The following is a 24541-nucleotide window of genomic DNA, read 5'->3' as shown; positions in this document are numbered from 1 at the left end:
CTTCTTTCCTGTTGACACTCACGTGTTAGATTTACAAAGTATTAGGGTTTAATAGAAACAAATGCCCTGAACGATTAAGAGAGGCACTTATGAATTTCAATTTTTTAGTAGACATCCTTTTCATAATAAGCGTACTTGTTTTTATATACACATTGTACATTATTATTCCTAAAACCCGACTAAAAAAGAAGATGATTCCAGGGCCAAGTTCTGATCAAAAATTGAGAGATCAATTGCTAAAAAAAAAAGAATAAATCAAAACTGGGCAATTGGTTTTCCAGAATAAAAACAAGAAAATAATAGACAGGTAATTAGCTATGCTAACACTAACCATTAATTATCTGTTGGATCCATTAGAATATGATTGGCAATTCTAATGAGGTGAAAAAACCAGCCAGGGTTTTGATAATAATTAAGAGTAATTTAGGTTTTAATTAGTTTGGTTGGTTTAAAGGCCCTGTTTACAGGGCCTTTTTTTAATAGTTAGTGATGAAATAAAGAGAAGAGTTTTCACTCCTGAACATTTAGAATATATATGCCTTTAGATTTTAAACTTATCCGTCTTAAAAAATTCACTAATGATTATTTAGGGTTAAATACAAGCGATACCACTCTTAAGATTGGTGGTTTTGGTTCGGAAAATCGGGACGATGAGTTGTTCATAGGATCAGCATTGAGTGGTGATTTGTATAAATCCAAGGATGTGGTTGATTGTACGATAGAAAGGTTAGAAAAAAGATATGGTTTCGTACCCAGTAAGAAGTAAATTTTGAGAAACGTTGTCAATAATCGATTGATATGAAAAGAAAAGAAAATGGTTACGGTTTTTTAATTCTGTTTGGGATTTTAATTATACTACAGATTTTGAATAATGTGTTGACGTAGGGTCATGAGGAATTATTATACTGTATGTATGTTTTTCGGTATTCTCCTAAGTGTGGGATTTGGCACAAATGAGAATGGAGTTATTCAGGAACAGGTAGAGATTATTGAGCCAGATACAATCGTATTGGAACGCGATTCGTATTGTGATTTGCCTTTAAATTTTCCAGTTCCATTTTTGGGAAAGGGCTATATTGGTTTCAAAGAGGCTATGGCTTTTAAAGAATCAAGCGGCGATTATTTTGCTACCAATGATTTAGGGTATCTAGGTAAATATCAATTTGGAATTGAAACATTGAACCTAATGGGGGTAAACAATCAAATTATGTTTTTGAGCTCCCCTAAATTACAGGAAGAAGTATTTCATCTGAACTTGAAAAGAAACAAATGGATACTAAGAAGAGAGATTAAAAAAAGTATTGGAAAGACAATTAATAAGATAAAAATTACTGAGTCCGGAATATTGGCTGCAGCCCATTTAGCTGGTGCGGGAAACGTAAAAAAATATTTGAGGTCAAATGGGCAGTTAAATGTTGAAGATGTCTTCGGGACCAAACTTTCTAATTATTTAAACGATTTTTCTGGGTTCGATATGTCGAGCATAGTTGCTTTGAAAAACCCAAAAGTAAATAAATGACAATTGGGAGGTATTCGTTTTTTGATATTTAAAAAGTAAGGGTTGTGTTTGTTACGTTCCCCCTTAAGGGATAATTAGAAAGAGATTTCGGTTATCCCTTTTTTTTATGCCTCTATGAATTTTGTATATTTAGAATGAAGTGAAAAATTTAAATATGTTCTTCACAAGAACTTTCAAAATACTACTAATTGGCATATGCCTATCTGCCTGTAACAGAATGGACACTACTAATAAGGTTCTTATGGTTAAAGAGATTGATGTTTCAACAGATGTAAGTACCCAAGAAGTATCAGATATTTTGAATAACAAAATTGAATTTCAAAGTGTTGATCTAATTAACTGGCAAGAATTTCCTTATGAACCCACGGTTCGTTTTAAAATAGCTCATAACAACGATCAAATATGGTTGAAGTTCTACGTCCAAGAAGAACATATTCTCGCTCAAAGAACAGAGACGAATAGTGCCACACACAAGGATAGTTGTGTTGAGTTTTTTATAGATCCACAACAGAATGGCAATTATTATAATTTTGAGTTTAATTGCATAGGCACTACTCACCTTGCTTATGGGCCAAATAGAGGGAATCGACAATTCATCGATCCTCATTTAATCGAAAACAAAATTCAAATCGAATCTTCACTCGGCAACCTTCCTTTTGAAGAGAGAACAGGGGAGTATTCGTGGGAACTAACAATAATTATACCTGTGGAGGTCTTTGTGCATGAAGATGGTTTAAAACTTAAGGGACTAAAGGCTAATGCCAATTTTTATAAATGTGGAGATCAAACTTCTAAACCGCATTATCTGAGTTGGAACCCCGTCGGTACTGAAAGACCTGACTTTCACCAACCCGGGTATTTTGGAAATCTGATGTTCGAATAACACATAAAATACTTTCTTTAATTTCTAAAGCATAAAAAAATTAAGTACATTATTACAAAATTAAAGATGTGCACGAGCACATATTGTCAAAATGGATTGTTTTAAAGCAGTAGAAACTTTACTTAATAAGACCTTCTTTTGCGGTAATTACAGCTAAATTGATTACGAAATAAGGAGAATTTTATAAGATCTATATCGGAATCAATTTTGGCAATGATGCCTCCACTACAATCCCTGTTGAAAATAAAAAAAATAAGAAAGGAACAAGTAGAGAATAACACCCTCATCGAACCAATTAAATCTGTCACTAATTAAGATAATCATGATGAAAAAAAGTATCATTCTGTTCATATTAGTATTATTTGTCTCTTTCATGGGAGACGCTCAGGAGATTGATGTTCTCATAAAAGGAGGAACGGTCATTGATTCAAAAAACAGTTTAAATGGGGTATTTGATGTGGCCATCAAAGATGGGAAAATCGCTAAAGTAGAGAGAAACATTTCTACAAACCAAGCATCAACGGTTATAAACGGCAAAGGATTATTGGTTTGTCCAGGACTCATAGATATTCACAGCCATAACTTTCATGGTACTGAGCCTAATGCCTATTTAAGTAATAGTTTTACGGCTTTGCCTCCTGATGGTTTTTCATTTCGTAGCGGGGTTACCACTATTGTTGATGTTGGTGGTGCAGGCTGGAAAAATTTCAGAACTTTCAAAGAACAGACAATTGATCGATCTAAAACGCGTGTATTGTCCTTCTTGAATATAGTTGGATCTGGAATGAAAGGGGGGGTCATTGAACAAAATTTGGAAGATATGAATTCCAAACTCACCGCTTTGGTAGCCAAACAATATCCTGGAATCATAGTTGGTGTAAAGTTGGCCCATTATAGCGGTTTTGATTGGACCCCTACTGATCGTGTTGTTGAGGCAGGGAAGCTCGCCAATATTCCGGTAATGATAGATTTTGGAGGTAGTAACCCAGAATTATCTATTGAGAAACTTTTTATGGAAAAATTAAGACCCGGTGATATTTTTACCCATGCCTACGCGCAAGTAAATGGCCGAATACCTATAGTTGATGAAAATGGTAAAGTCCATGATTTTGCCTTTAGAGCTCAAGAGCGTGGAATCATATTTGACGTTGGTCATGGTGGTGGTAGTTTCTTATTTGAACAAGCAATACCAGCAATGAAACAAGGGTTTAAACCAAACTCAATTAGTACGGATCTGCATACAGGAAGTATGAATGGTGGAATGAAGGATATTGTAAACATAATGTCCAAATTTCTTAATATGAACATGCCTATTGATGAGGTAATTGCTTCGGTTACCTGGAATCCGGCCAATATTATTAAACGCCCAGATTTGGGTCATTTATCGGTTGGTGCTGTGGCCGATTTGACTGTTCTTAAATTAAGAAAAGGTGAATTTGGTTTTATTGATACTCGAGGGAAAAAGATGAAAGGTGACAAGAAATTGGAATGTGAGTTGACCATAAGAGAAGGGAAGGTCGTTTACGATTTAAATGGGATATCTGCCCCAGTGTGGAATGAATAACGATATTATACTTAGCAAACAAATAAAGATGAAATCTTATATTTTAAAAATATGAAAGGACCTTATAAAACATTGTTGATTGTTTCAGTAATTTGTCTTATAGCTGCAATTGCAATGTACTTAGTGGATTACGGAAGTCAAGTAGGCCCTCTACTTGTCTTCTTTTTTCTTTTTTTGGCGTTGGCTGTCAGGGGCCATAAAACATTTAAGGGATTCTCGTTTACAATATTGATTTTTGCCGCGGTAACGATAGCCATGTTTTACCCGTCTTATTTACAAAAGGTTGGAGACTTTCAATTAAAATCACTTATAGTTCCATTGCTCCAGATTATTATGTTTGGAATGGGAACAGCGATGAGTGCTAAAGACTTTCTTGGCGTGGTTAAAATGCCCAAGGGGGTATTGGTAGGATTAACTTGCCAGTTTACTATAATGCCGGTTTTAGGGTTTGCAATTGCCACTATGTTCAATTTTCCAGCAGAGATTGCGGCCGGAGTGGTTTTGATAGGCTCTTCACCAAGTGGATTAGCATCTAATGTTATGGCCTATTTGGCGAAGGCAAATTTGGCATTATCTGTTACTTTAACTGCTGTGTCAACTCTTTTAGCACCTCTGATGACTCCGTTGCTAATGGAGTTATTTGCTGGAGAGTTTGTGCCTATAGACTTCTTGGGAATGATGTTCAGCATTGTTAAAATCGTTATCTTACCTATAATAGTAGGGTTGGCATTCAATTATTTTTTTCATGGCAAAGCCAAATGGTTGGATAAAGCTATGCCCATAGTTTCAATGGCGGGTATAGCATTTATAATAATGATAATTACCGCAGCCGGAAGAGATAGTTTGCTTTCGATTGGTATATTTCTGATTATTGCCGCAATAATCCACAATGCAGCCGGCTATTTTTTGGGGTATTGGGGATGTAGGATATTAAAGATGAACGAACAGGATTGTAGGACTATAGCCTTGGAAGTTGGCATGCAAAATGGAGGACTGGCTTCAGGAATTGCCTTGGAAATGGGCAAAGTATCTACTATTGGATTGGCACCAGCAGTTTTTGGTCCTTGGATGAATATTTCAGGTTCTTCTTTAGCAACTTGGTGGAGAGACAGGGACCCAAATAAAAAAGCAAAATCTTCCCCAAAAGAAATTGAAAATAATAATTAAATGTAATTCAATGAAGATATTAAAACTTGTAATTATACTGATTTTAGCTTGTGACTTTGCTACCGCTCAAACCACACCAAAGGAACAGATAATATTTCTTACCTCACAATGGGAGGGTGAAAGATTTGCTGATGGGAGACCTAAGGTAGCCGACGATATTTTATTGAGAATGAAAGAAGTTTCTATTGAAGAAGCATGGGGAGTTTTACGAAATGAAGGATACCATAACCAGTTTGAAGGAGGTTGGAAGCCATTGCATGACGATGTCCCAGTAGTAGGACGAGCACTTACGGTTCAGTATATGCCCAATCGTCCTGATGTATCAGCGCAAATAAAGAAAAGGGGTATGCAAGAAGGTCAAATTGGGAACACCAATTCATGGCCAATAGATATGCTCCAAGAAAATGATGTTTATGTCGCTGATGGTTTTGGAAAAATAGTGGATGGTACATTAATAGGTGATAATTTGGGTAACTCTATTTACGCTAAATCAAAAACAGGTGTGGTGTTCAATGCTTCTAGTAGAGATATGGCCGGACTTTCCAAGATTAAGGGGTTCAATGCATTTGTAAGAGGGTGGCATCCATCTTTTTTAACTGAGGTTATGTTACTTAGCATAAATGACCCCATTCGCATTGGGGCGGCCACAGTTTTACCTGGAGATATTATCCTAGGAAAGAAAGAAGGGGTGGTTTTTATCCCTGCACATCTTGCAGAAAAAGTTGTTGTTACTTCCGAAGTGGTAAAACTGCGTGATTTATTCGGTATTGGAAGATTGAAGGAAGGTAAATACACTCCTGGGCAAATAGATAATAAATGGACAGACGAAATTGAGAAAGACTTCTCAAAATGGCTTACAAAACATATCGATGTATTACCAGTTCCGAAAGAACAGATACAGGAATTATTAAAAAAACGAACATGGTAAGAAAGTAAATATAAATCTGTTATTAAAATTTAAAGTAAATGGAAAGTACAACAACTAGAAGGGCAACCTTCAAAAAAATTGGAATGGGACTAGCTGCACTTTTTGGTGTTGGATCAGTAAATGGTATGAATACTAAATCTAAAGTCAAAAAAGAAGTAGTTGGCGAAATAACTAACGATCAAAACATACCTCTTTTTTCTGGTGCCGTAAAACATGGTAACACTCTTTATATTGCTGGAAAAGGTGCTCATGTTGAGCCTTATGAGATTAAGGCGCATACGGAGATAGTATTGCAGGAGCTACAAAAAGAACTTGAAAGAAATGGGTCATCTATGGAGCAGGTGTTAAAGGTAAATGTGTATTTGGCCGATTTAGCAGATTATCATGGAATGAACGAAGTCTTCAGAGGTCGTTTTGGTAAAAACCCACCTGTACGTACCACTGTTGCTACCTATGGTGGTGTGCCAGGAAAATCACTAGTTGAAATGGACTGTATTGCGGCAGTGGACTAATTAACTCAATAAAACAAAAATCATGAGCAGTAGAAGAAAAGCACTAAAAACATTATCGACACTCCCACTAGTTAGTGGAATTATGGCCCCAAGTTTGTTATCTGCGAAAGCCATTGAAAAATCTTCTTCAATACCTTTGGCAAGAGATTTTTTTAAGGAATTGGGATTACGAACATTTATTAATGCTGCAGGTACATATACTTCTATGACTGGGTCTCTGATGCATAAAGAAGTTACCTCTGCCATTACTTATGGTGCAACGGAATATGTAAATCTAGATGAACTTCATGACAAAGTGGGCGAGCGTATTGCGCAACTTTTAAATTGTGAATATGCAACGGTTTCCTCAGGGGCATTTGGAGCCATGACAATTGGATTAGCAGGAATAATGTGTGGTAAGGATGAGAAGAAAGTAGCTCAACTTCCGGATACCACGGGACTTAAAAATGAGGTCATCGTGCAAAAAGCACATGATATAGGATACACCCATGCTTTAACAAATACGGGAGCTAAGATTGTCCAGGTGACCACAGCAAAAGAATTAGAGAAGGCCATAAATAAGAAAACAGCGCTGCTTTGGTTTTTGAACGCCAACACTGAACAGGGTGAAATAAAATGGGAGGAATTTATAGCATTGGCTAAGAAACATGGTATACCTACATTTATTGATTGTGCTGCCGACGTTCCACCAGTTGAGAATCTATTCAAATTCACCAAATTGGGTTTTGACTTGGTAGCATTTTCAGGTGGCAAGGGTATTCGAGGACCACAAAGTGCAGGGTTGTTGTTGGGTAATCGCAATTTCATAGAGGCAGCTCGTTTACATACACCACCAAGAGGAACAACTATTGCGAGAGGAATGAAAGTTAATAAAGAGGAGGTATTGGGGATGATGGTGGCATTGGAGCTTTATTTAGCACGTGATCATGAAAAGGAATGGAAACTTTGGGAAAGCCAAATAAAATTGATTAGCGACAGTGCCCGTTCTGTCAAAGGCGTCGAGACTGAGATTCATGTACCCCCACATGCAAATCATGTTCCAAGTCTTCGAATTCGTTGGAATGAGGATATCGTTAAAATATCGAAAGATGACATGCGTAAAGAACTTCGCGAAGGTCACCCCTCAATTGAAACTGTGGGGAATAAAGAAACAGTAGGAATAACTACCTGGATGATGGAACCAGGTCAGGAAAGAATTGTAGCCCAAAGGGTTAAAGAGATTTTAGCCAGCGCATAATTAATACATAAATTAAGAATTCATGGGAAAGATATTTTTAGGATTTATTTTTTTGGTTTTAATGTCCTGTAACTTTGAACAAGAAAAGAAACATGACATTGATACGGAAGAAGACCTTATTGAAAGGGCAGAAGCAAGTTATAACCCGGAAGCTAAATTACAGGAATTGGGATTAGAATTAAGTACCCCCTCCGCTCCTGTGGCCAACTATGTAAATGCTGTACGAACAGGGAACCTTATTTTTTTGGCAGGGAAAGGACCCCGCAAAGTAGACGGGCAAAATATTACTGGAAAATTGGGAGCGGATTTAACCATAGAACAGGGATATGAAGCGGCTAGGTTAACTGGGGTAAATCAACTATCTGTACTTAAAGCTGAGCTCGGAAACCTTAACAAGGTCAAGCGTATTGTCAAAGTAAAAGGCATGGTAAATTCCATTCCTGATTTTAAAGATCACCCTAAAGTGGTCAATGGGTATTCTGATTTAATGGTAGAAGTTTTTGGTGAGCGAGGAAAACATGCACGTGCTGCTGTAGGTATGGGGTCTTTGCCCAGTAATATTGCGGTTGAAATAGAAATGATTGTTGAAATTTTTGAGGACTAATTTTTTATGAGAAATATTATTCTGATGTTGGTGTACGTTTTTTTAAGCGCAATACCTTCATTAGCACAAAGTGACTATCAATTTGACGAAAACTTAGCATACTACAGTCAAGAGGTTCAAGAGAAGGATGCTTATTTAAAAGACCGCTGTAAACTTGATGTGTATTTTCCTAAGGACACTTTAAATGTGTCTACAGTTGTTTGGTTTCATGGCGGAGGGTTAGAGTTTGGATCCAAAAATATTCCTGAAGGTCTGAAGGAGAAAGGAGTTATTGTAGTTTCTGTCAATTATAGATTACACCCCAAGGTAAAGAACCCTGTCTATATTGAAGACGCCGCCGCCGCCGTGGCATGGACGATTAATAATATTTCAAACTATAATGGCGACCCAAACAAAGTTTTTGTTAGTGGTCACTCAGCAGGAGGCTATTTGGCAAGTATGTTGACAATGGATAAAAGTTATTTGGGAAAATATGGCGTTGATGCCGATAGTATTGCTGGTTCTATTCCATTTAGTGGACACACTATTACTCATTTCACGGTGCGTAAAGAGCGTGGAATAGATGGAAAACAACCAATTATTGATGAATATGCCCCATTATTTCATGTTCGAAAAGATTCTCCACCTATGTTATTAATTACTGGTAATCGAAAAAAGGAACTTTTAGGCAGGTATGAGGAGAACGCCTATTTCTATAGAATGATGAAGGTAGTACAACACCCAGATATTGAACTAATGGAATTGGATGGGTATGGTCACAATATGGTATATCCGGCTATTCCACTTTTGTTGGATTTTATTAAGAGAAAATCCAATAAAATATAAGCTCACCATTTTTTCACATTGGCTAAAAAACCATATTTTTGTTTTCTTTTTATCGAAGGAAAATTGGCCCCGTAGTTCAATGGATAGAATAGAAGTTTCCTAAACTTTAGATGCAAGTTCGATTCTTGCCGGGGTCACAAACTATCTCTTTCGAAAATTACTTTTAGCGTTTTGTTTTCGGATTGATATTGCTTCAAAACGGAGTCGTTCACTTTTGTATTCCATAGGTAAATCGTCTTCAAGCGAGTCATTTTCGAAACAATGTCAAATACCTTTTCTGAAACTTGAGTATTATACAAGTTTAAGGATTCAAGGTTTATTAATTTGGAAAGGTGCTCAATTCCATTATCTGATATAGCATTTCTGCTGAGGTCAAGCTTTACAAGATTCTCAAGTTCCCCTATTTTTTGCAGGTGGGCATCTTTTAGATTTACATTACTTAAATTCAACCATACCAATTGATCCTTTAGTTGAAGAAGCGAATCAATAATTGAATTTGAAATTGCATTTTCACTTAGACTAAAGTTGGCCTCTAAATAGTGGTTGTCTCTCATGAGTCGATTAAAAACAAAACCACTTTGTTTTAGAGAATCCAACAATTCTTTTTTTGGAGGAAGAACCACTTTATTAAATATATTGTTCTTGTCTAGACCCAAATAACTATTAATGGTAGCTAAAGTTTCTTTTTCAGGGTTCAGTTGAGTCACTATGCCATTTGATAGTGCGCCATGCTCAATCCACCATTCCAAAAGCTCTACCTCGGTTTCTGATAATGGTCTTTTGCCTTCTGTAGGCATAAACTCTTTATGTTCTTCAGGCAATGTGATTCTTCTAAAAAGTTCGCTTGATTCTGTATTGCCAGGAATAACAATATCTCCATTTTCACCACCTTTTATAATTAATTGATGAGATGTTAATAGCAGGTCACCTTTCTTCTTACTATCATTATGACAGCTAACGCATTTTTTGTCTAGAATTGGTTGGACAATGTCAAGAAAAACATCTGCAGAATCTAATGTGGTAACCTTTTTTCGTGGTATTGCCTTTGGAGGGAGACCAGCCAATTCTCTTACAGGGTTTGGCGCATATTCAAGCAAATAGGTGGACCCATGTGTAAGATTACCACCTAAATGTCCCGTATAAGTCAACGTCCCAAATAGAAATACAACAAGCCCAGAAAGGATTATTTTATTAAAGTTTTCGTATTTCTTTGAAAGAAAGAACATCAATAACGAAGTTATTAGAACTACAACTCCACTCCATTTATGTAAAAACAAAGTTTCTTCATCGTAATCTCCACTAAGCGATAACATATAGCCAAAAACCACTGCTAGAAGAGCACTTAACGCTCCCAAACCCCATAAATGTGAAACAAAGGCTTTAAGAGGGCTGAACTTTGGCCATTTGGTAGAAAACTGAGCTAAAATCGCAAGTAGCAGAAAGCCAATGGGAAGATGAACTACAATTGGATGGAATCTGCCAAAAAAAGTGATAATATCAGGAAGATTTTCACCCATTCCGCTGTTTATAAGAAAACTCATTTTTGTACTAGTTTATTTCAACGGTTTTCCTTTAACAGGTTTTCCACTAGTAGTTAATATTTGAAAATGATGAGCATTGTTTCCCTCATATTTCCATATTACATTTTTTGTTCTATCAACCTCAATTAGTTTTATTCCATTTCTTGCGCCATAACTGGCAATCACAGTATTCCCATTTGGTAACCTTTGGGCTCCGCAGGGATCCACTAATGGGTTGCCTTTAAAATCTTCATTGGAAATTTTCCAAACTATATTTCCAGCGGCATCCATTTCTACAACTTTGTTTCCATGGGTCAATGTGATCAAGGTGTTTCCATTTTTTAGTCGAATTGCAGTAAAAGGCCAGTTTTCAGCTTCCCTGCCACCTAAACTAGAAACATCTGTTTTGAACTCTTGAATGACTTTTCCTTGTGGGGTATATTCTTTAACGGTAAAAGCCAATAAATGGGGAACAAGGTAATTTCCATTTTTAAGTTTACGAGCCATTCGTGTCTGCATATGAACATTATCTGTTTCTGGTAAGAGAGGCACTGTTTCAACTATAACACCTTTCTTATTTACTTCGATGATTCTTGGATTGTTCCCAGATTCCGTTATCATCGTATTGCCATTTCGAAGCCGGATAGCCGTGCCCAATTCCATTGATTCTTCTTTTCGATGATAGTTGAAGATTACTTTTTTATTTGAATCATATTCGCGGACTTCGTCGGCCCAACAAATTAGAACGTTACCATTTTTAAGTACATAGCCATCCCTAGCTCCGGGTTTTTGAGAATCCCATATTACTTGGTTCTCTTCACCTATGACACCGGTAAATTGTGGTCCTGCAATAAAAAAGGAATGTTTAGTGTCCTGTTGGCTTTTTTGACCGAAAAGCGCTAGTGGTAACATTAATAATAAAAGAGCTTTTGAAAATAGTTTCATAAAGTGCATGTGTTGAATTAAGCTAAAATATCTTTTATAATATGGCCGTGTACATCTGTCAAGCGCATATCCCTACCGCCAAATCGGAAGGTAAGTTGTTCGTGGTTTATACCCAATAAATGTAGTATTGTGGCATGAAGGTCGTGTACTGTCACTTCGTTTTCTATAACGCGATATCCATAATCATCTGTTCTTCCAAATATGGTTCCTCCTTTGATCCCGGCTCCTGCCAGCCACATGCTGAATGCTGAAGGGTTGTGGTCCCGACCGTCAGAACCTTGCGCAAAAGGTGTTCTTCCAAATTCGCCGGTCCATACCACCAGAGTTTCTTCTAACAAACCTCTAGATTTAAGATCTTTTAAAAGCCCTGCTATGGGTTGGTCAACAGCATGGGCATTTGCTTCATGGCCACTTTTAAGGTTACTATGCTGATCCCATCTATCTGCTCCAACATTGGGACAGGTAAGTTCTATAAACCGAACTCCACGCTCTACCAATCTTCTGGCAAGCAAACACTGCGCAGCATAACCTCTAGTGTGGGGGTCGTCAGAATCCATGCCGTATAATTTTTTTGTTGCTTTCGATTCTTCTTTAAACTCAGTTAATTCGGGAATTGAGGATTGCATTTTATAGGCGAGTTCATAGTTAGAAATTGCCGATTCTACGGCATCTACTTCTCCCATTTTGCCAATAAGGGTTTCATCCAATTGCTTAATGAACCCTAATTTTTCCTCTTGAAGATTTTGAATGGTCTCCCGAGGCTTAATATTGGCCACGGGTTCAGCACCTGCCTTTAAAATAGATGCTTGATAAGAAGCTGGTAAAAATCCATTTTTAAAGTTATCTAGCCCACCCGGTGGAATAAGCCCACCATCGAGCACTACATATCCGGGTATATTTTTGTTTTCACTTCCAAGACCATAGGTCAGCCAAGAACCCATACTTGGTCTTCCTTGAATTCCGCTTCCTGTGTGAAGAAAATAATTTGCATTCGTATGTTCTGGAAAATTTGACACCATTGATCTAATCAAGGCAATATCGTCTGCACACGAAGCAATATGCGGAAAGAGGTCACTAACCGGCATGCCACATTCTCCGTACTGCTCAAATTCCCATGGACTTTTCAAAATTTTGCCCACATTATCAAATTGTGTGGCATCAACTTTGAACTTGGCGCGGGGATCCTCACCATTCTCTTTTGCCAGTCTTGGTTTGGGGTCAAAAGAATCTACCTGCGAGACTCCACCATCCATATAAAGAAAGATGACGTTTTTTGCTTTTGGCAAATAATGTGGCCCTAAATATAGTGTTGAGTCAGATGCAAGGTTTTTAGGTCGCTCACAACCAAAGGGCAGAGCACCAAACAGACCCATAAATGCTAAAGAGCCAAACCCCCCTTTACATATTCCCAACATTTCGCGACGTGAAAGTGGTCGTCGCATAAAATTGTGATACTTGCTCATTATATCAGGTATATAAATTCTTTTAAATTGAATAGGCTATGACAAAATTCTTTCCAAATCAAAACTTCATCATCTAATTCGGTATCGGATTTTATTTGCCTTAAGGTTATTATAAACTCATTTGCCTTGGTTACTTCGGTCTTTGATGGTAATCTAGAAAATGTACGCATATAGATCCATTCAATTTTTTGTTCAAATGAGAAATCTTTTTGAGCAAGTAGTTTTGTTGCCAGGACTTCTGCCTGTTGAGCGACAAAAGGGTCGTTCATGATAATCAAAGATTGTGAAGGAACATTGGAAACATTGCGTTTTCCAAAAGTACTAAAGGGAATAGGGCGATCAAATGTTGTCATCATTGGTTCCAAAAAGTTTCGCCTAACTTCCATATATATACTTCTTCGGCCATTTCCATCTAAAGGTCCTGATGTTTTGGGTCTTCCTCTTCCCTGCATGAAATCTGTAAGATAAGTTGCCACGGGCGGGCCAAAATGTGTTGAATCCAGGCTTTGAGTAACTGCTAGCATTCCGTCACGAATTGCTTCAGCTTCAAGTCGCCGAATTGGAAATGACGCCAAATAAATATTTTCGGGATCTTGATCAATCAATAAATTATCTCGTTGTGTAGTTCTTTTAAAGGTTTCTGAAGTAACGATATAGCGTATTATGTTTTTGATCGACCAACCTTCGTTTTGAAATTTGACCGCCAAATGATCCAATAGTTTAGGGTGGGAAGGGAGCTTGCCTTGTAATCCAAAATTATCAACTGTCTCAACCAAACCTCGACCGAAAAGGTGATGCCAAATACGATTTACCATAACCCTAGAAGTAAGAGGGTTTTTATTGTTCGCAATGGCATCTGCTAGTTCTAACCTTCCACTTCCGCTGGATTTAAAGGCTTTGTCTCCAAAGGGTAAAGCAGATAAGAAACTTCTTGGAATACTATCTTCCGAAGGTTCTTGATAACTCCCTCGATTAAAAATAGGGGAGTTTACACCAATACCATCAACGACACCATAATAGAATGTACTGTCTTTTAATTTTTTTGTCAATAATTGAATACTATCTAAAGAGGAAATCAATTCAGGAAATAGTGACGTTAAACCCCCAGTTCTTAAAAGGGTATTTATGCCACTAATTTGTGTTTCTGGATTTTGATTTTTTATATCATTTGGCCATGTATCATTATAAGCAATAGCGTATTGTGCCTCGACAAAAGCACCTTTGGGAAGTTTATAATTATGAGAGCCATAACCTCCTGGTACAATTTCGATATAAGCCTTATGACCTTTCCAAGGCGAAATGTCAAATACGTAATTATCCCAATTGTTGTTGTTTATATTTTTTGATAGGTTCCCATAAATGGGGTTTTGGATCAATTGAAAATTGTCAATGATAATGCGAATTGTACTTTCCTTACCTTTCGCTCTAACCCCTATGAAATTTTGGTCTAGTATGAAATTTTTAGACCTAAGTATTCCGAAAATTTCTGTGTCATAGAATTTGCTGGAGGCTTTGCCTTCTTCAAGACCAATTAATTTTCCTGTTCTGTTAAGGGCAGGTTTTCCTAATGTTGATTTTCCCCCAAAGGCGACCCCGTTTGATATCCATTCATCTAAATCAGAGTTTCTGAAATCCCCAATTACATTGTACTCAAGAGATGTGGGCTCAGTTTTTGGAGACGTTTTTTTGGCTTCTTGAAAAACTGATTTTCCCCATTTGTCAGAAATGATATTTTGCATATATTTCTCAATGCCCTCAATTTCCTTAATAGTCTGAATTTTGTTTAAAGAGTGTTCCCCGGACAAAGGTGAAAACCTGGTACTTTCCATAATGCCATAAAGACCATAATAATCTTCTGCCAAAATGGGGTCGAACTTGTGATCATGGCATTTTGCGCAGGAGACAGTTAGCCCTTGAAAAGTTTTTGTCGTAACATCAATAATATTATCTATTCTATCTGCTTCATCCTGTTTTATATCTACAGGACTATGAGTACCTTCTCCCATTGTATAAAATACAGTGCCCAATTGTGATTCTGATATCCCTGTTTCTTTTTGATAACGTTGCGTTTTTAGTAAATCGCCAGCGAGATGTTCTTTTACCAATTGGTCATAAGGTAAATCATCATTAAAAGCCCTAATTAGGTAGTCACGGTATTTCCAGGCACCTGTGATGGTATAATCAAATTCATGCCCTTTGGTTTCTGCATAACGAACAAGATCCATCCAATGTCTGGCCCAGCGCTCACCAAATTCTGGGGAATTTAGGTAATGATCAACTAACTTCTCATAGGCATCTTCAGAATCGTCAGAAAGGAATTCCTCAATTTTTTTGGGAGTAGGAGGAAGTCCCGTAAGAAGAAATGAGGCTCTTCTTATAAGGGAATTCTTATTTGCCTCGGGTACCTTTTCAAGGCTTTTCTCGATAAGACGCTGATCGATCCAAGCATCTAAATTATTGTTTTCAGTATTGGGTTTTGATTCTATAGGGGTGATAAAAGCCCAGTGTTTTTTCCATTCTGCCCCTTGGTCAATCCATTTTTCTAAAAGTGCCTTTTCACGACCAGTAAGTTTATGATTGGTTTCTGGTGGAGGCATTATTTGGTCCTCCTCCTTATGGTTTACACGATAGATTAATTGACTTTTTGAGGGTTTTCCAGGTATTATTGCATAACCGCCATCTTTCAACTTTGCTGTAGCCCCTTCGTATGTATCAAGCCTTAATTCAGCTTTTCTACTGCTTGGATCTGGACCATGACATAAATAGCAATTCTGCACCAAAATAGGTCGAATGTGGAAATTGAAATCAACGGTTCTAGGAAGTGGTTCTGAGTATTGGTTAGAATCTCCACATGAAAGGAATGTAATTGATATAGCAAAAAATGCAATGTACACTATCCTTTTTTGGAAAAACGGCATGGACTTACTGTTAGGTTTTTCTAAATATAAGGTTTCTCTAAATAGTAAAGCTCTCTTTTTAGACCAATGACAATACTGAAATAATCAGGAATGACGGTTTAATTGTATTTTTTATTTGGAAGATCTTCGCATCCAAATCTCGTACATAGGCTCGCCCTTACTATTATTGCCTTGGTGATGCCAATCATTTTCTTTTACCTCAAAATCAAATTTAAGCTGAGCACCGACCCTTGAATTGTCACGAGAAAAATACTCTATGTTTTCTTGGTAAACACCATCTTTGGAAGTGAAGGAACCACCTCCCGTACCGGAGAATTTCATGGTTTCGGTATGATATGCTATCCATTGAAATTTTCCATTTTGAAGAAATTTCAAAGTCTTTCTAGGTTTGCTATCGCCTCTTCTTTCTTGGCCCTTGTCTGGTCCACGAGTACCGAACAACCATTGCCCGTCTAAATCTTGACTTCTTTCTTCTATGGGTTTGAACTCAAGTTTCGAATTCAATTCAAGAATCAAATTAGAACCGTTTATTTTGAAAGGTATTATCAATTGCCTCACAGAGTCCTTTGCAAAATTGGAATTAAACTCCAACTGAACATTTAAATGGTTTCCTTCAACTTTAAAAAATCCGCCAAGGGTTTTTATAAACTTTGCTGGATTTTCCTCATACATCGTATGAATTATATAATTACCAGTCAGTTTAAGCTCGTGCTTAATAACCCTCCCGTCTTTTTCTAGTTCAGAATGATAAACATTAGATGGTATCTGGGCGTAAGAAGTATAACCTGCCAAAAAAAGCAGAGCTAAATATAAATAACGAAATTGTAAAATTTTTTTCATTAGTGTTGTTTGTTGGTACAGAATATTAAAAAATAATCTGGAAACTTTATATTCTATTGGTCGTTTGATTCTTCCGAGACAAAACAACTTCGTCCTTTGGTACTACAATGTGAAGGGGATACCAAACCATTATCGGGACCCACACCACCTGAGGAAGTGATACACCAGCAAATAGTATTAGCATCGTCCAATAAAAGCCATGGGTGATCTCCTCCTTCCATCATCCCATAGGGATTTCGGGCACGAAGAAATTTGCAGATATTATTTTTGTCCGGTTTTTTTTGTCCCATCTCTATGAATTTTCTAAAATAGCTTGTTTAATAATTGACTTGAACATAGGCACTTTATAACCATTTTTGGAAAGTGGGCGTGCTATCGACATAGCTGCTTTAGCCGCAGATTGGGCATTCTCATTATTAATGGCCTTATTCTCAATTGCCTCTTGCGCCAGAATGGAACGATACGGTGTTGGAGCGGCAGCTCCTAGGACAATACTCGCCGACCGGCATGTATTCCCGGAAACTTCCATTACCACAGCGACATCTCCGAGGGACCAATCATGAGATTCACGGGCTACTTGTTTTATATAGGAACTTTTTGTGTTTTTTCTAGGTGCTGGAACAATGATTTCTGTTATGATCTCCTTGGATTGAAGAATGGTTTCTTTGGAAACATCCTTACCTGTTGTAACGAAGAAGTCATCCATCGGCACTTCTTTCTTTTCACCTTCATCATTTACTATAACAACACTGGCATTAAATGCCATAAGGGCAGTTGCTATTGAAGAAGCATGAATACTTACACAAGAGCCATTATCAATTATGGCATGATTTTCATTTTCACCGGTTTCAGAGTGCTGTGCAAAACATAGATAGCCTCCTTTACGGAAACAGTCATGATCGGTAGAACGAAAATACCAACAACGGTTTCGTTGGGCCAAATTGCCTCCCAAAGTCGACATATTCCGTAGCTGCGGAGTGGCGGCATGATGTACAGCTTCGTGAAGTGCTAAATAATGACTTTTGATTTCTGTATTTGAGCCTATTTCGGCCAGGCTAACATTGGATCCTATACTCAACCCTTTCTTTTTATCATAGGTAATCTTATCAAGGCCAGGTATATTCCTGATATTTATAATTTTTTCGGGTTTAAGTAAACCCTCTTTTATCCAATCAAAAACATCAATACCACCTGATTTGAATATCACTGGTTTATCGGTAGACTTATACAGGGCTTCGGATACTGTTGAATTCACTTGTTGAAGTGCATCTTCGACTGATTTGGCTTCGTGCCAACTAAATTTATTCATGTCTTTCGAATTTAGGGACTTTATTTAGTGCTTTAAGAATGCTTGATGGGGTAATGGGTATTTCATGGATCCGTACCCCAATGGCATTATAGACAGCATTGGCCACCGCTGCCGCAGTTGCAATATTCGCTGGTTCTCCGATACCATATGCATCCGTTGAGGATCGCGCTGAATATTCTTCAACGACTATGGTTTCGATTTCAGGGATTTCCATAGAAAACGGTGTCTTGTACTGATCGACGTTCGCATTTATCATATGTCCCGTTTTTTTATCCATCACTCTGTTTTCATATAGCGCATACGAAACACCTTGAATGACCCCTCCATTGATTTGACTTTCCAATTGACCGATGTTAAGTGGCCTACCGCAACTGTGCGCAGCTACTATTTTGTCTACTTTCACAAATCCGGTTTCGGTATTTACACTTACTTCGGCAAATTGCACAGATCCCAAATCCCCATAGGCCAAGCCCCAGGGTTGTTGAAAGCCACCATAATCGTCTGAACGACTTTCAGTTTTACTAATTTGACTTGTTCGCATCAATTTTGTCGCTTCCTTAAATGACATTTTCAACTTGGCATCCTTTTTACTACCAACCTGACCATCAGCTATAAATAATACTGATGAATCGGTTTCCCATTTTTTGGCAACCAATTTCAATAACGCTTTTTTGGCCTCAAAAGCCGCATTACGAGTTGGGGGGGTAATGGATCCTGTTACTACACTTCCCCCAGAACCTGGTCCGACAGGGAAAAAGGTATCTCCGATATTGACCTTAATATCTTTTACCTGTAGTCCCAGTTCCTCTGCAACTACTTGGGCAAGTATTGTTTTTGTACCTGTTCCTATATCCTGGACACTAGACCGTATCTCAACCCCGCCATCATTATGTATTTTGACTTCCACAGAGGAATCAAGGGTTACAAATCGTGGCCAAGTAGATTGACCCACACCTAACCCTTTCTTTACAATGCCTTTATCACTACCGGCAGGCTTACGCCTCGACCAATCGAAGAGTTTTGCTCCGCGCTGGCGTTCTACCTTTCTTACTTCACTTTCATCAATAAGATCTCTGTACTTTAATGGATCCTTATCTAATTTTTCCGCAAGTTCATCGATTGCTTGTTCCAATCCGAACGCTCCTTGAACATTTCCTGGTGCCCGCCAAGCGGCTCCAGGCCCGGCATTGGTCAAAACATCATATTGTTCGGTGGCAAAATTTGGACAAGGATAAAGTACTTGGGCAATTCGACCTACACCAGCACCTAGTCCAACTCCTGCTGTGCCATGGGAGCGCTGTTGTATACCTGTCAAAGTACCATCCTTCTTAGCCCCGATTTTTAGGTATTGTATTGAACTGGGTCTGTTCCCCTCGGCTATGTGTTCTTCTTGACGGTCTAACATTAGCCATACCGGACGTCCTGTTTTTTTAGCAAGATTTGCAGCCATAGGTCCAAAGCTCCCAGCGCTGTGTTTAGCGCCAAATCCACCACCCATGAAATCGCAAACAACCCTTACCTTACTTTTTGGTAACCCAAATATGCTTGCCATTTCATTTCTGACACCTGCAGTGTTTTGTGTAGATGCATAAACCATCATTACATCTGCTCGCCAATCGACCACGACACCATGCGTCTCTAATGGCATATGTGTATGAACTTGTGTGCGATACGTTTTTTCCACAACTACGTCCGCTTCTTCAAAACCTTTTGCAAGATCACCTCTAGGCCCACCAAAAAAACTACTTGTAGATGGCCCCCTTACATTGCCCTTTCCTTTACTACCGTCATGTACTTCGCCAACATCTCCACCATCTGCCTGTTGTTCAATGGGTACATCAAAAACAATGGGGGCATCAATTTCCATCGCCTTTTCAATATCAATAACAAAAGGTTTTCTTTCATAGTTCACATTGATTAAGGAGATAGCATCTTTTGCTATGGCCAAACTTTCTGCGGCAACACCCCCCAGAGGTTGGCCTACGTATTTTACCACGGGGTATTTACCCAAGCTACTTTCTTCCCCCTCTTTAGAGTTGTTTTGCAATAGATGAATAGCATGCACCCCAGGGAGTCTTTCTGCATTACTTATATCGATGGATTTGATAACCGCATGAGGGTAGTTTGACCGTAACATTTTGGCATACAGCATACCCGGCAATTTCATGTCTGAAGTATACTTGGCCTTTCCGGTAACTTTATCAAGGGCATCGATTCTCTTCACCCTTTTTCCAATTATTTTCAATTTATCGTTTATGGGCCATGCTGGTGGCTCTTCATTGGGAATCTCCCTTTCAATTTGGCTGAGATTATGCCCAGGAATACCATGCGGAAATTTTTCTTTTCTAGTATCCATATTATATCGTTTTTTTTGCTGCTGCTAAGGTGGCCTTAAAGACATGAGGTTGGGTTCCACATCGGCAAAGGTTACCCCGTGTGGCTTTTTTTACATCTTCCAAAGAAGGGTTGGCATTGTTTTCCAATAAATGCACACAGGACATGACCATTCCCGGTGTACAATAGCCACATTGTGTGGCATCATGCTCGATAAAAGCTTCCTGTACAGGATGTAATTCACCATTTTTTGCAATACCTTCTACGGTTGTGATTTCCTTGTCGCCAACATCGAAAACCGACATCATACAGGAATTTACAGGTTTTCCATCTAAATAAACGGTACAGGCAGAACAAGAGCCCCTATCACAAACCACTTTTGTTCCCGTGAGCTCCAAGTCATTCCTTAAGGCTTCTGCTAAAGTTGTTCTTGGTTCTGCACTAAGTGACATGGTCTTGCCGTTGACCTTTATTTGAATAGTGGTAGCCTCCGGTCCAAAGGCTTTGCCAGTGGTAACTTTTTCTTCAATTCCAAATGCAAGTGCATTGGTAGTTAGTAATACGCTTCCTGCGGTTGACAGTCCTGCGCCCCTTATAAAACTTCGTCGACTTATTCCTTTTGCAGGGTCGGATTCAGGCCCTTGTTTTTTTTCTTCCATACAATTATATTATGGGTTTAGGATATTTTAAAAAAAGCCTTAGGAAGTTACTAAAATGTTCGATAAAAAGCTAGTATAACATGTGCTAAAAAGAGGGAATAATGTTAAATATTATGATACTGGCATATTAGTTACCATATACCAATTGAGCGAACATTAAAAAAAGAAATATTGAGGTAATTCTTCTAAGCTTATCGCGATAGATTGTTCAACATCTCTATCGTGGTTTTTTCCAAATCAAATTCTGATTGCCAACCCCAGTCCTTTTTTGCTCTTGAATCATCAATGCTACTGGGCCATGAATCGGCAATATCCTGTCTAAAGTCAGAAGCATAACTAATCTTGAATTCCGGTATTTGTTTTTGAATTTTGGATGCAATTTCATTGGGTGTGAAACTCATTGCTGCTAAGTTGTATGAGGATCTTATCTTAACATTCCCTGAATCACTTTCCATTAACATGGTTGTGGCTTTAATCGCATCGTCCATAAACATCATGGGCAACCTAGTGTCTTTCTTTAGAAAACAGGTATAGGATTTATTTGAGAGTGCTTCATGATATATTTCTACGGCGTAATCAGTTGTTCCACCCCCGGGCATAGTTTTCCAGCTAATAAGCCCTGGGTAACGAATACTACGAACATCTACCCCAAATTTATTATGATAATAATCACACCAACGTTCACCCGATTGCTTGCTAATACCATAAACTGTTGAAGGCTCCATGATGGTGCTTTGTGGAGTGCTGTTCTTAGGAGTATTGGGGCCGAAAACCGCAATACTAGAAGGCCAAAAAATCTTATCTATTTTCTTATCCTTGGCCAAGTTCAATACATTGAAAAGCGAATTCATGTTCAAATCCCAAGCTCGCATTGGAAACTTTTCGGCTGTTGCACTTAGCATGGCGGCCATCAAATAAACCTCACTGATTTCATAGTAAGCGATGATTTCTTCCAGGGCGTTGTAATCGGTAGCATCCAAAAGCTCAAAAGGGCCAGAATCCATTAATTCATTATTACCCTCCCTGATGTCACTTGCAATGACCATATCATTGCCGTGTTTCATGCGCAGGGCATAGGTTAGTTCAGTACCTATTTGTCCGCATGCCCCAATTATCAATATCGATTTTTGCATTAAAATGAAGTTAAATGAATTAAGTGGTAAATATAGCTTTTATTAAAATTTGTACATTCGTCCTATGCGTAAATTATTAATTGCCGGAGTATTATTGTTTATGGCTGTTTCTTGTAACGAAAAGGTTCAGGAGCAGTCCACTGAAGACCCCTCTGGATACGAATTGTCTACTGAAAAGTGGCCAAATAAGCGTAATGTTAATTCCGAAGTAGAGGCTATATTGAATGAGTGGCCCGAGTATATTGCGATGGAAGTTAGTTTTGATGCCATCTACAATGCTGTGAATAGAGAAGACTTGAGTTTGACCGTTGAAAATATTATCGAAGAACAGAAACTTCTCGAAGCATCAAGTTACCCTAAAGAATTTGACAAGCCCCAAATTAAGAGTCGCCAGAAAGTATTCAAGACCTATGTGCTTAAAGTCAAGGGAGATCTAATTTATCGTTTGGATCCAGAAAAATCGGTGATTGAAATGATCGACGCTTATAACGCTCAACGAAAACAGTTCAGCATTGTTTTGAACAATGTATTGGATACTAAGTTGATTTTGGAAGAAGAATAATTTTTCAATTTGGACTTAGTTTTTCAATTTGCTATTCAAAAAATCATCAATACAGATTCTTTCATTTTATCTATTGGAGTATTTTGGGAATACAACATTAAAAATTATACCTTACCAGCTACAATTTCATCAAAATGCATTTTTGACTGCGAAAATTTGAGTAAATGGATATTATTAAAGAGAAGCAGATTTCATTTATTCATTTAGTCCTCCCTATTGTTTTTTTACTTTCTTTGATTGTATATGGATTGATTTTACAACCTCGAGTTTTTGGACAACCTGCTTTTCCTCTTGAAATTGTTTTTCTGTTAGCCACAGTTTTTTCAACCGCTCACCTATTACTCCTTGGTTTTAAATGGGTTGTGATTCAGAATGCCATTGTTGACAAGTTATCCAAAGGCTTTCCCGCAATTCTTATATTATTCGCAATTGGTCTAATTATCGGGACTTGGATTGTTAGCGGTACAATTCCATTACTTATCTATTATGGGATTAAGCTGATAAACCCTGACTATATGTATATTCTTGCCTTTGTGATTCCGATAATATTTTCAATGTTAACGGGGACTTCATGGGGCTCAGTAGGCACAATTGGGACCGTTATTATTGGTGTTGCAGCTTCTGTGAATGCCCATTTAGGAATTACTGCAGGGGCCATTATTGGGGGTGCTTATTTTGGCGATAAAATGTCTCCATTGTCAGATACAACAAACCTCGCGGCTTTAGCAGTTGATATAGATTTGTATGATCATATACGATCTATGATGTATACAACCTTTCCATCGGCTTTGATTGCATCAGTACTATTTTTCGTTTTGGGATTCGTTTATCCTCCTGTTGCCAATAATACGACCGGCACTCAAATCTCTGACACGCTTTTGGCTATAGAATCTATGTTTAATCTTAACGTCTTTCTATTGATTCCTCCTCTAATAGTATTATATGGTTCAATTAAGCGTATGGCAACTTTACCAACCTTATTGGCTTCATCTATAGTTGCTAGCATATTGGCCCTTATTTTTCAAGATTTTGGAATTACTGGTGTGATGACGACTTTAAAAAATGGTTTTGATACCTCAATGGCTGTTTGGGTTGCTGTGATTCCAGAAAATTTGAGCGTACTCTTCAATAGAGGTGGACTTTTTGAACTAAATGAGGTGATAGTTTTCAGTTTAATGGCTTTGACCTTTATAGGCACGCTTGATGTTACAAATGCAATGCCTAAGATAGTTAATAGAGTATTTTCGTTTACCAAAACTAGGGCAGCGGTGATATTGTCATCATTGATCGCTACAGCATTTACAAATTCGATGACTTCAAATCAAAGCGCAACAAGTTTTATCGTTGGTGATGCGTTCAAAAGTAGATATGACCAGTTTAAGATTTCAAGACGCGTATTATCCCGCTCAATAGAAGATTATGGAACAATGGTAGAGAGCATTATTCCATGGCATGCAACTTCATTGTTTATGGTAGCAACTTTGGGGGTGGCTTTCGAAGATTATTGGCATTGGCAGCTATTGTCATTAATTAATATAGCCATGGCACCTTTATTGGCCATATTGGGAATAGGATGTTTTTATAAAAAAGAGAAGAAAAATAAATAAAATAACATTTAG

Annotated in this window: 22 protein-coding genes and 1 tRNA gene; 13 read left to right on the top strand and 10 right to left on the bottom strand. The window is 38.0% G+C overall.

Going from position 1 to position 24541, the window contains the following annotated elements; genetic code table 11:
• Positions 1–535: 535 nt before the first annotated feature.
• From FB2170_RS05800 to FB2170_RS05750, 11 genes are all read left to right on the top strand, one after another.
• On the top strand, positions 536–766 hold the full coding sequence (locus FB2170_RS05800; RefSeq protein ID WP_013305595.1) for a hypothetical protein: 231 nt from the start codon (positions 536–538) through the stop codon (positions 764–766).
• Positions 767–913: 147 nt separating this feature from the next.
• Positions 914–1519 (top strand): hypothetical protein, encoded by a 606-nt coding sequence (locus tag FB2170_RS05795; protein WP_013305594.1) that lies wholly within the window; start codon positions 914–916, stop codon positions 1517–1519.
• A gap of 241 nt (positions 1520–1760) precedes the next feature.
• Entirely contained in the window at positions 1761–2402 is a 642-nt protein-coding gene (locus tag FB2170_RS05790) for a carbohydrate-binding family 9-like protein (protein ID WP_158306083.1), read from the top strand.
• A 322-nt stretch (positions 2403–2724) separates the two neighbouring features.
• Positions 2725–3966, top strand: coding sequence for an amidohydrolase/deacetylase family metallohydrolase (locus FB2170_RS05785; RefSeq protein WP_041632690.1), 1242 nt, complete (start codon positions 2725–2727; stop codon positions 3964–3966).
• 51 nt (positions 3967–4017) lie between these two features.
• A complete protein-coding gene (locus FB2170_RS05780; RefSeq protein WP_013305590.1) occupies positions 4018–5133 on the top strand; it encodes a bile acid:sodium symporter family protein in 1116 nt (371 codons plus the stop codon).
• Between the two features lie 10 nt (positions 5134–5143).
• Positions 5144–6061: an RraA family protein gene (locus FB2170_RS05775; RefSeq protein ID WP_049782639.1), complete on the top strand. Its 918-nt coding sequence runs from the start codon at positions 5144–5146 to the stop codon at positions 6059–6061.
• 38 nt (positions 6062–6099) lie between these two features.
• Positions 6100–6573: a RidA family protein gene (locus FB2170_RS05770; RefSeq protein ID WP_013305588.1), complete on the top strand. Its 474-nt coding sequence runs from the start codon at positions 6100–6102 to the stop codon at positions 6571–6573.
• A 22-nt stretch (positions 6574–6595) separates the two neighbouring features.
• Positions 6596–7810, top strand: coding sequence for an aminotransferase class V-fold PLP-dependent enzyme (locus FB2170_RS05765; protein WP_041632689.1), 1215 nt, complete (start codon positions 6596–6598; stop codon positions 7808–7810).
• 22 nt (positions 7811–7832) lie between these two features.
• The gene (locus tag FB2170_RS05760; RefSeq protein WP_013305586.1) at positions 7833–8414 is read left to right on the top strand and encodes a RidA family protein; all 582 of its coding nucleotides are present in this window, start codon (positions 7833–7835) and stop codon (positions 8412–8414) included.
• Positions 8415–8420: 6 nt separating this feature from the next.
• Positions 8421–9239, top strand: a complete 819-nt coding sequence (locus FB2170_RS05755) for an alpha/beta hydrolase (protein ID WP_041632688.1) — start codon at positions 8421–8423, stop codon at positions 9237–9239.
• Positions 9240–9304: 65 nt separating this feature from the next.
• Positions 9305–9376 (top strand) — tRNA-Arg (locus FB2170_RS05750).
• Here the strand turns inward: FB2170_RS05750 and FB2170_RS17165 are convergent.
• The 10 genes from FB2170_RS17165 to FB2170_RS05700 form a co-directional block, all read right to left on the bottom strand.
• Positions 9374–10780, bottom strand: a complete 1407-nt coding sequence (locus FB2170_RS17165; RefSeq protein WP_013305584.1) for a c-type cytochrome domain-containing protein — start codon at positions 10778–10780, stop codon at positions 9374–9376. The genes FB2170_RS05750 and FB2170_RS17165 overlap by 3 nt on opposite strands.
• Before the next feature lie 12 nt (positions 10781–10792).
• Positions 10793–11704 carry a hypothetical protein gene (locus FB2170_RS05740; RefSeq protein WP_013305583.1) on the bottom strand — a complete coding sequence of 304 codons (912 nt, stop codon included), beginning with the start codon at positions 11702–11704 and terminating at the stop codon, positions 10793–10795.
• Positions 11705–11721: 17 nt separating this feature from the next.
• Positions 11722–13167, bottom strand: coding sequence for a DUF1501 domain-containing protein (locus tag FB2170_RS05735; RefSeq protein ID WP_049782638.1), 1446 nt, complete (start codon positions 13165–13167; stop codon positions 11722–11724).
• A complete protein-coding gene (locus FB2170_RS05730; RefSeq protein ID WP_237701162.1) occupies positions 13167–16061 on the bottom strand; it encodes a PSD1 and planctomycete cytochrome C domain-containing protein in 2895 nt (964 codons plus the stop codon). The genes FB2170_RS05735 and FB2170_RS05730 overlap by 1 nt, the downstream gene beginning before the upstream one ends.
• 135 nt (positions 16062–16196) lie before the next feature.
• Positions 16197–16925, bottom strand: a complete 729-nt coding sequence (locus FB2170_RS05725) for a hypothetical protein (protein ID WP_013305579.1) — start codon at positions 16923–16925, stop codon at positions 16197–16199.
• 53 nt (positions 16926–16978) lie between these two features.
• Entirely contained in the window at positions 16979–17215 is a 237-nt protein-coding gene (locus FB2170_RS05720) for a hypothetical protein (protein WP_013305578.1), read from the bottom strand.
• 2 nt (positions 17216–17217) lie between these two features.
• On the bottom strand, positions 17218–18234 hold the full coding sequence (locus tag FB2170_RS05715) for an FAD binding domain-containing protein (RefSeq protein ID WP_013305577.1): 1017 nt from the start codon (positions 18232–18234) through the stop codon (positions 17218–17220).
• Positions 18227–20590 (bottom strand): xanthine dehydrogenase family protein molybdopterin-binding subunit, encoded by a 2364-nt coding sequence (locus tag FB2170_RS05710; RefSeq protein WP_013305576.1) that lies wholly within the window; start codon positions 20588–20590, stop codon positions 18227–18229. Before FB2170_RS05710 ends, FB2170_RS05715 begins: the two co-directional genes overlap by 8 nt.
• 1 nt (position 20591) lies before the next feature.
• Positions 20592–21227, bottom strand: coding sequence for a (2Fe-2S)-binding protein (locus FB2170_RS05705; RefSeq protein ID WP_013305575.1), 636 nt, complete (start codon positions 21225–21227; stop codon positions 20592–20594).
• A gap of 191 nt (positions 21228–21418) precedes the next feature.
• The gene (locus tag FB2170_RS05700) at positions 21419–22360 is read right to left on the bottom strand and encodes an NAD-dependent epimerase/dehydratase family protein (RefSeq protein WP_013305574.1); all 942 of its coding nucleotides are present in this window, start codon (positions 22358–22360) and stop codon (positions 21419–21421) included.
• Between the two features lie 64 nt (positions 22361–22424).
• Here FB2170_RS05700 and FB2170_RS05695 point away from each other — a divergent pair, with 64 nt between their 5' ends.
• Both FB2170_RS05695 and nhaC read left to right on the top strand, forming a co-directional pair.
• The gene (locus FB2170_RS05695) at positions 22425–22922 is read left to right on the top strand and encodes a hypothetical protein (protein ID WP_013305573.1); all 498 of its coding nucleotides are present in this window, start codon (positions 22425–22427) and stop codon (positions 22920–22922) included.
• A 164-nt stretch (positions 22923–23086) separates the two neighbouring features.
• Positions 23087–24529, top strand: coding sequence for a Na+/H+ antiporter NhaC (gene nhaC, locus FB2170_RS05690; protein WP_013305572.1), 1443 nt, complete (start codon positions 23087–23089; stop codon positions 24527–24529).
• The last annotated feature ends 12 nt before the right edge of the window (positions 24530–24541 follow it).

It is taken from the genome of Maribacter sp. HTCC2170 (assembly GCF_000153165.2).
GTDB lineage: Bacteria > Bacteroidota > Bacteroidia > Flavobacteriales > Flavobacteriaceae > Maribacter_A.
Note: the sequence above shows the minus strand (reverse complement) of the source record. Positions and strands in the feature narration are given on the sequence as shown.

Excerpts from the sequence above, each read along its gene's own strand:
- FB2170_RS05800 (WP_013305595.1), top strand. The coding sequence starts at position 536 with ATGCCTTTAGATTTTAAACTTATCCGTCTTAAAAAATTCACTAATGAT.
- FB2170_RS05795 (WP_013305594.1), top strand. The coding sequence starts at position 914 with ATGTTTTTCGGTATTCTCCTAAGTGTGGGATTTGGCACAAATGAGAAT.
- FB2170_RS05790 (WP_158306083.1), top strand. The coding sequence starts at position 1,761 with ATGGTTAAAGAGATTGATGTTTCAACAGATGTAAGTACCCAAGAAGTA.
- FB2170_RS05785 (WP_041632690.1), top strand. The coding sequence starts at position 2,725 with ATGATGAAAAAAAGTATCATTCTGTTCATATTAGTATTATTTGTCTCT.
- FB2170_RS05780 (WP_013305590.1), top strand. The coding sequence starts at position 4,018 with ATGAAAGGACCTTATAAAACATTGTTGATTGTTTCAGTAATTTGTCTT.
- FB2170_RS05775 (WP_049782639.1), top strand. The coding sequence starts at position 5,144 with ATGAAGATATTAAAACTTGTAATTATACTGATTTTAGCTTGTGACTTT.
- FB2170_RS05770 (WP_013305588.1), top strand. The coding sequence starts at position 6,100 with ATGGAAAGTACAACAACTAGAAGGGCAACCTTCAAAAAAATTGGAATG.
- FB2170_RS05765 (WP_041632689.1), top strand. The coding sequence starts at position 6,596 with ATGAGCAGTAGAAGAAAAGCACTAAAAACATTATCGACACTCCCACTA.
- FB2170_RS05760 (WP_013305586.1), top strand. The coding sequence starts at position 7,833 with ATGGGAAAGATATTTTTAGGATTTATTTTTTTGGTTTTAATGTCCTGT.
- FB2170_RS05755 (WP_041632688.1), top strand. The coding sequence starts at position 8,421 with ATGAGAAATATTATTCTGATGTTGGTGTACGTTTTTTTAAGCGCAATA.
- FB2170_RS17165 (WP_013305584.1), bottom strand. The coding sequence starts at position 10,780 with ATGAGTTTTCTTATAAACAGCGGAATGGGTGAAAATCTTCCTGATATT.
- FB2170_RS05740 (WP_013305583.1), bottom strand. The coding sequence starts at position 11,704 with ATGAAACTATTTTCAAAAGCTCTTTTATTATTAATGTTACCACTAGCG.
- FB2170_RS05735 (WP_049782638.1), bottom strand. The coding sequence starts at position 13,167 with ATGAGCAAGTATCACAATTTTATGCGACGACCACTTTCACGTCGCGAA.
- FB2170_RS05725 (WP_013305579.1), bottom strand. The coding sequence starts at position 16,925 with ATGAAAAAAATTTTACAATTTCGTTATTTATATTTAGCTCTGCTTTTT.
- FB2170_RS05720 (WP_013305578.1), bottom strand. The coding sequence starts at position 17,215 with ATGGGACAAAAAAAACCGGACAAAAATAATATCTGCAAATTTCTTCGT.
- FB2170_RS05715 (WP_013305577.1), bottom strand. The coding sequence starts at position 18,234 with ATGAATAAATTTAGTTGGCACGAAGCCAAATCAGTCGAAGATGCACTT.
- FB2170_RS05710 (WP_013305576.1), bottom strand. The coding sequence starts at position 20,590 with ATGGATACTAGAAAAGAAAAATTTCCGCATGGTATTCCTGGGCATAAT.
- FB2170_RS05705 (WP_013305575.1), bottom strand. The coding sequence starts at position 21,227 with ATGGAAGAAAAAAAACAAGGGCCTGAATCCGACCCTGCAAAAGGAATA.
- FB2170_RS05700 (WP_013305574.1), bottom strand. The coding sequence starts at position 22,360 with ATGCAAAAATCGATATTGATAATTGGGGCATGCGGACAAATAGGTACT.
- FB2170_RS05695 (WP_013305573.1), top strand. The coding sequence starts at position 22,425 with ATGCGTAAATTATTAATTGCCGGAGTATTATTGTTTATGGCTGTTTCT.
- nhaC (WP_013305572.1), top strand. The coding sequence starts at position 23,087 with ATGGATATTATTAAAGAGAAGCAGATTTCATTTATTCATTTAGTCCTC.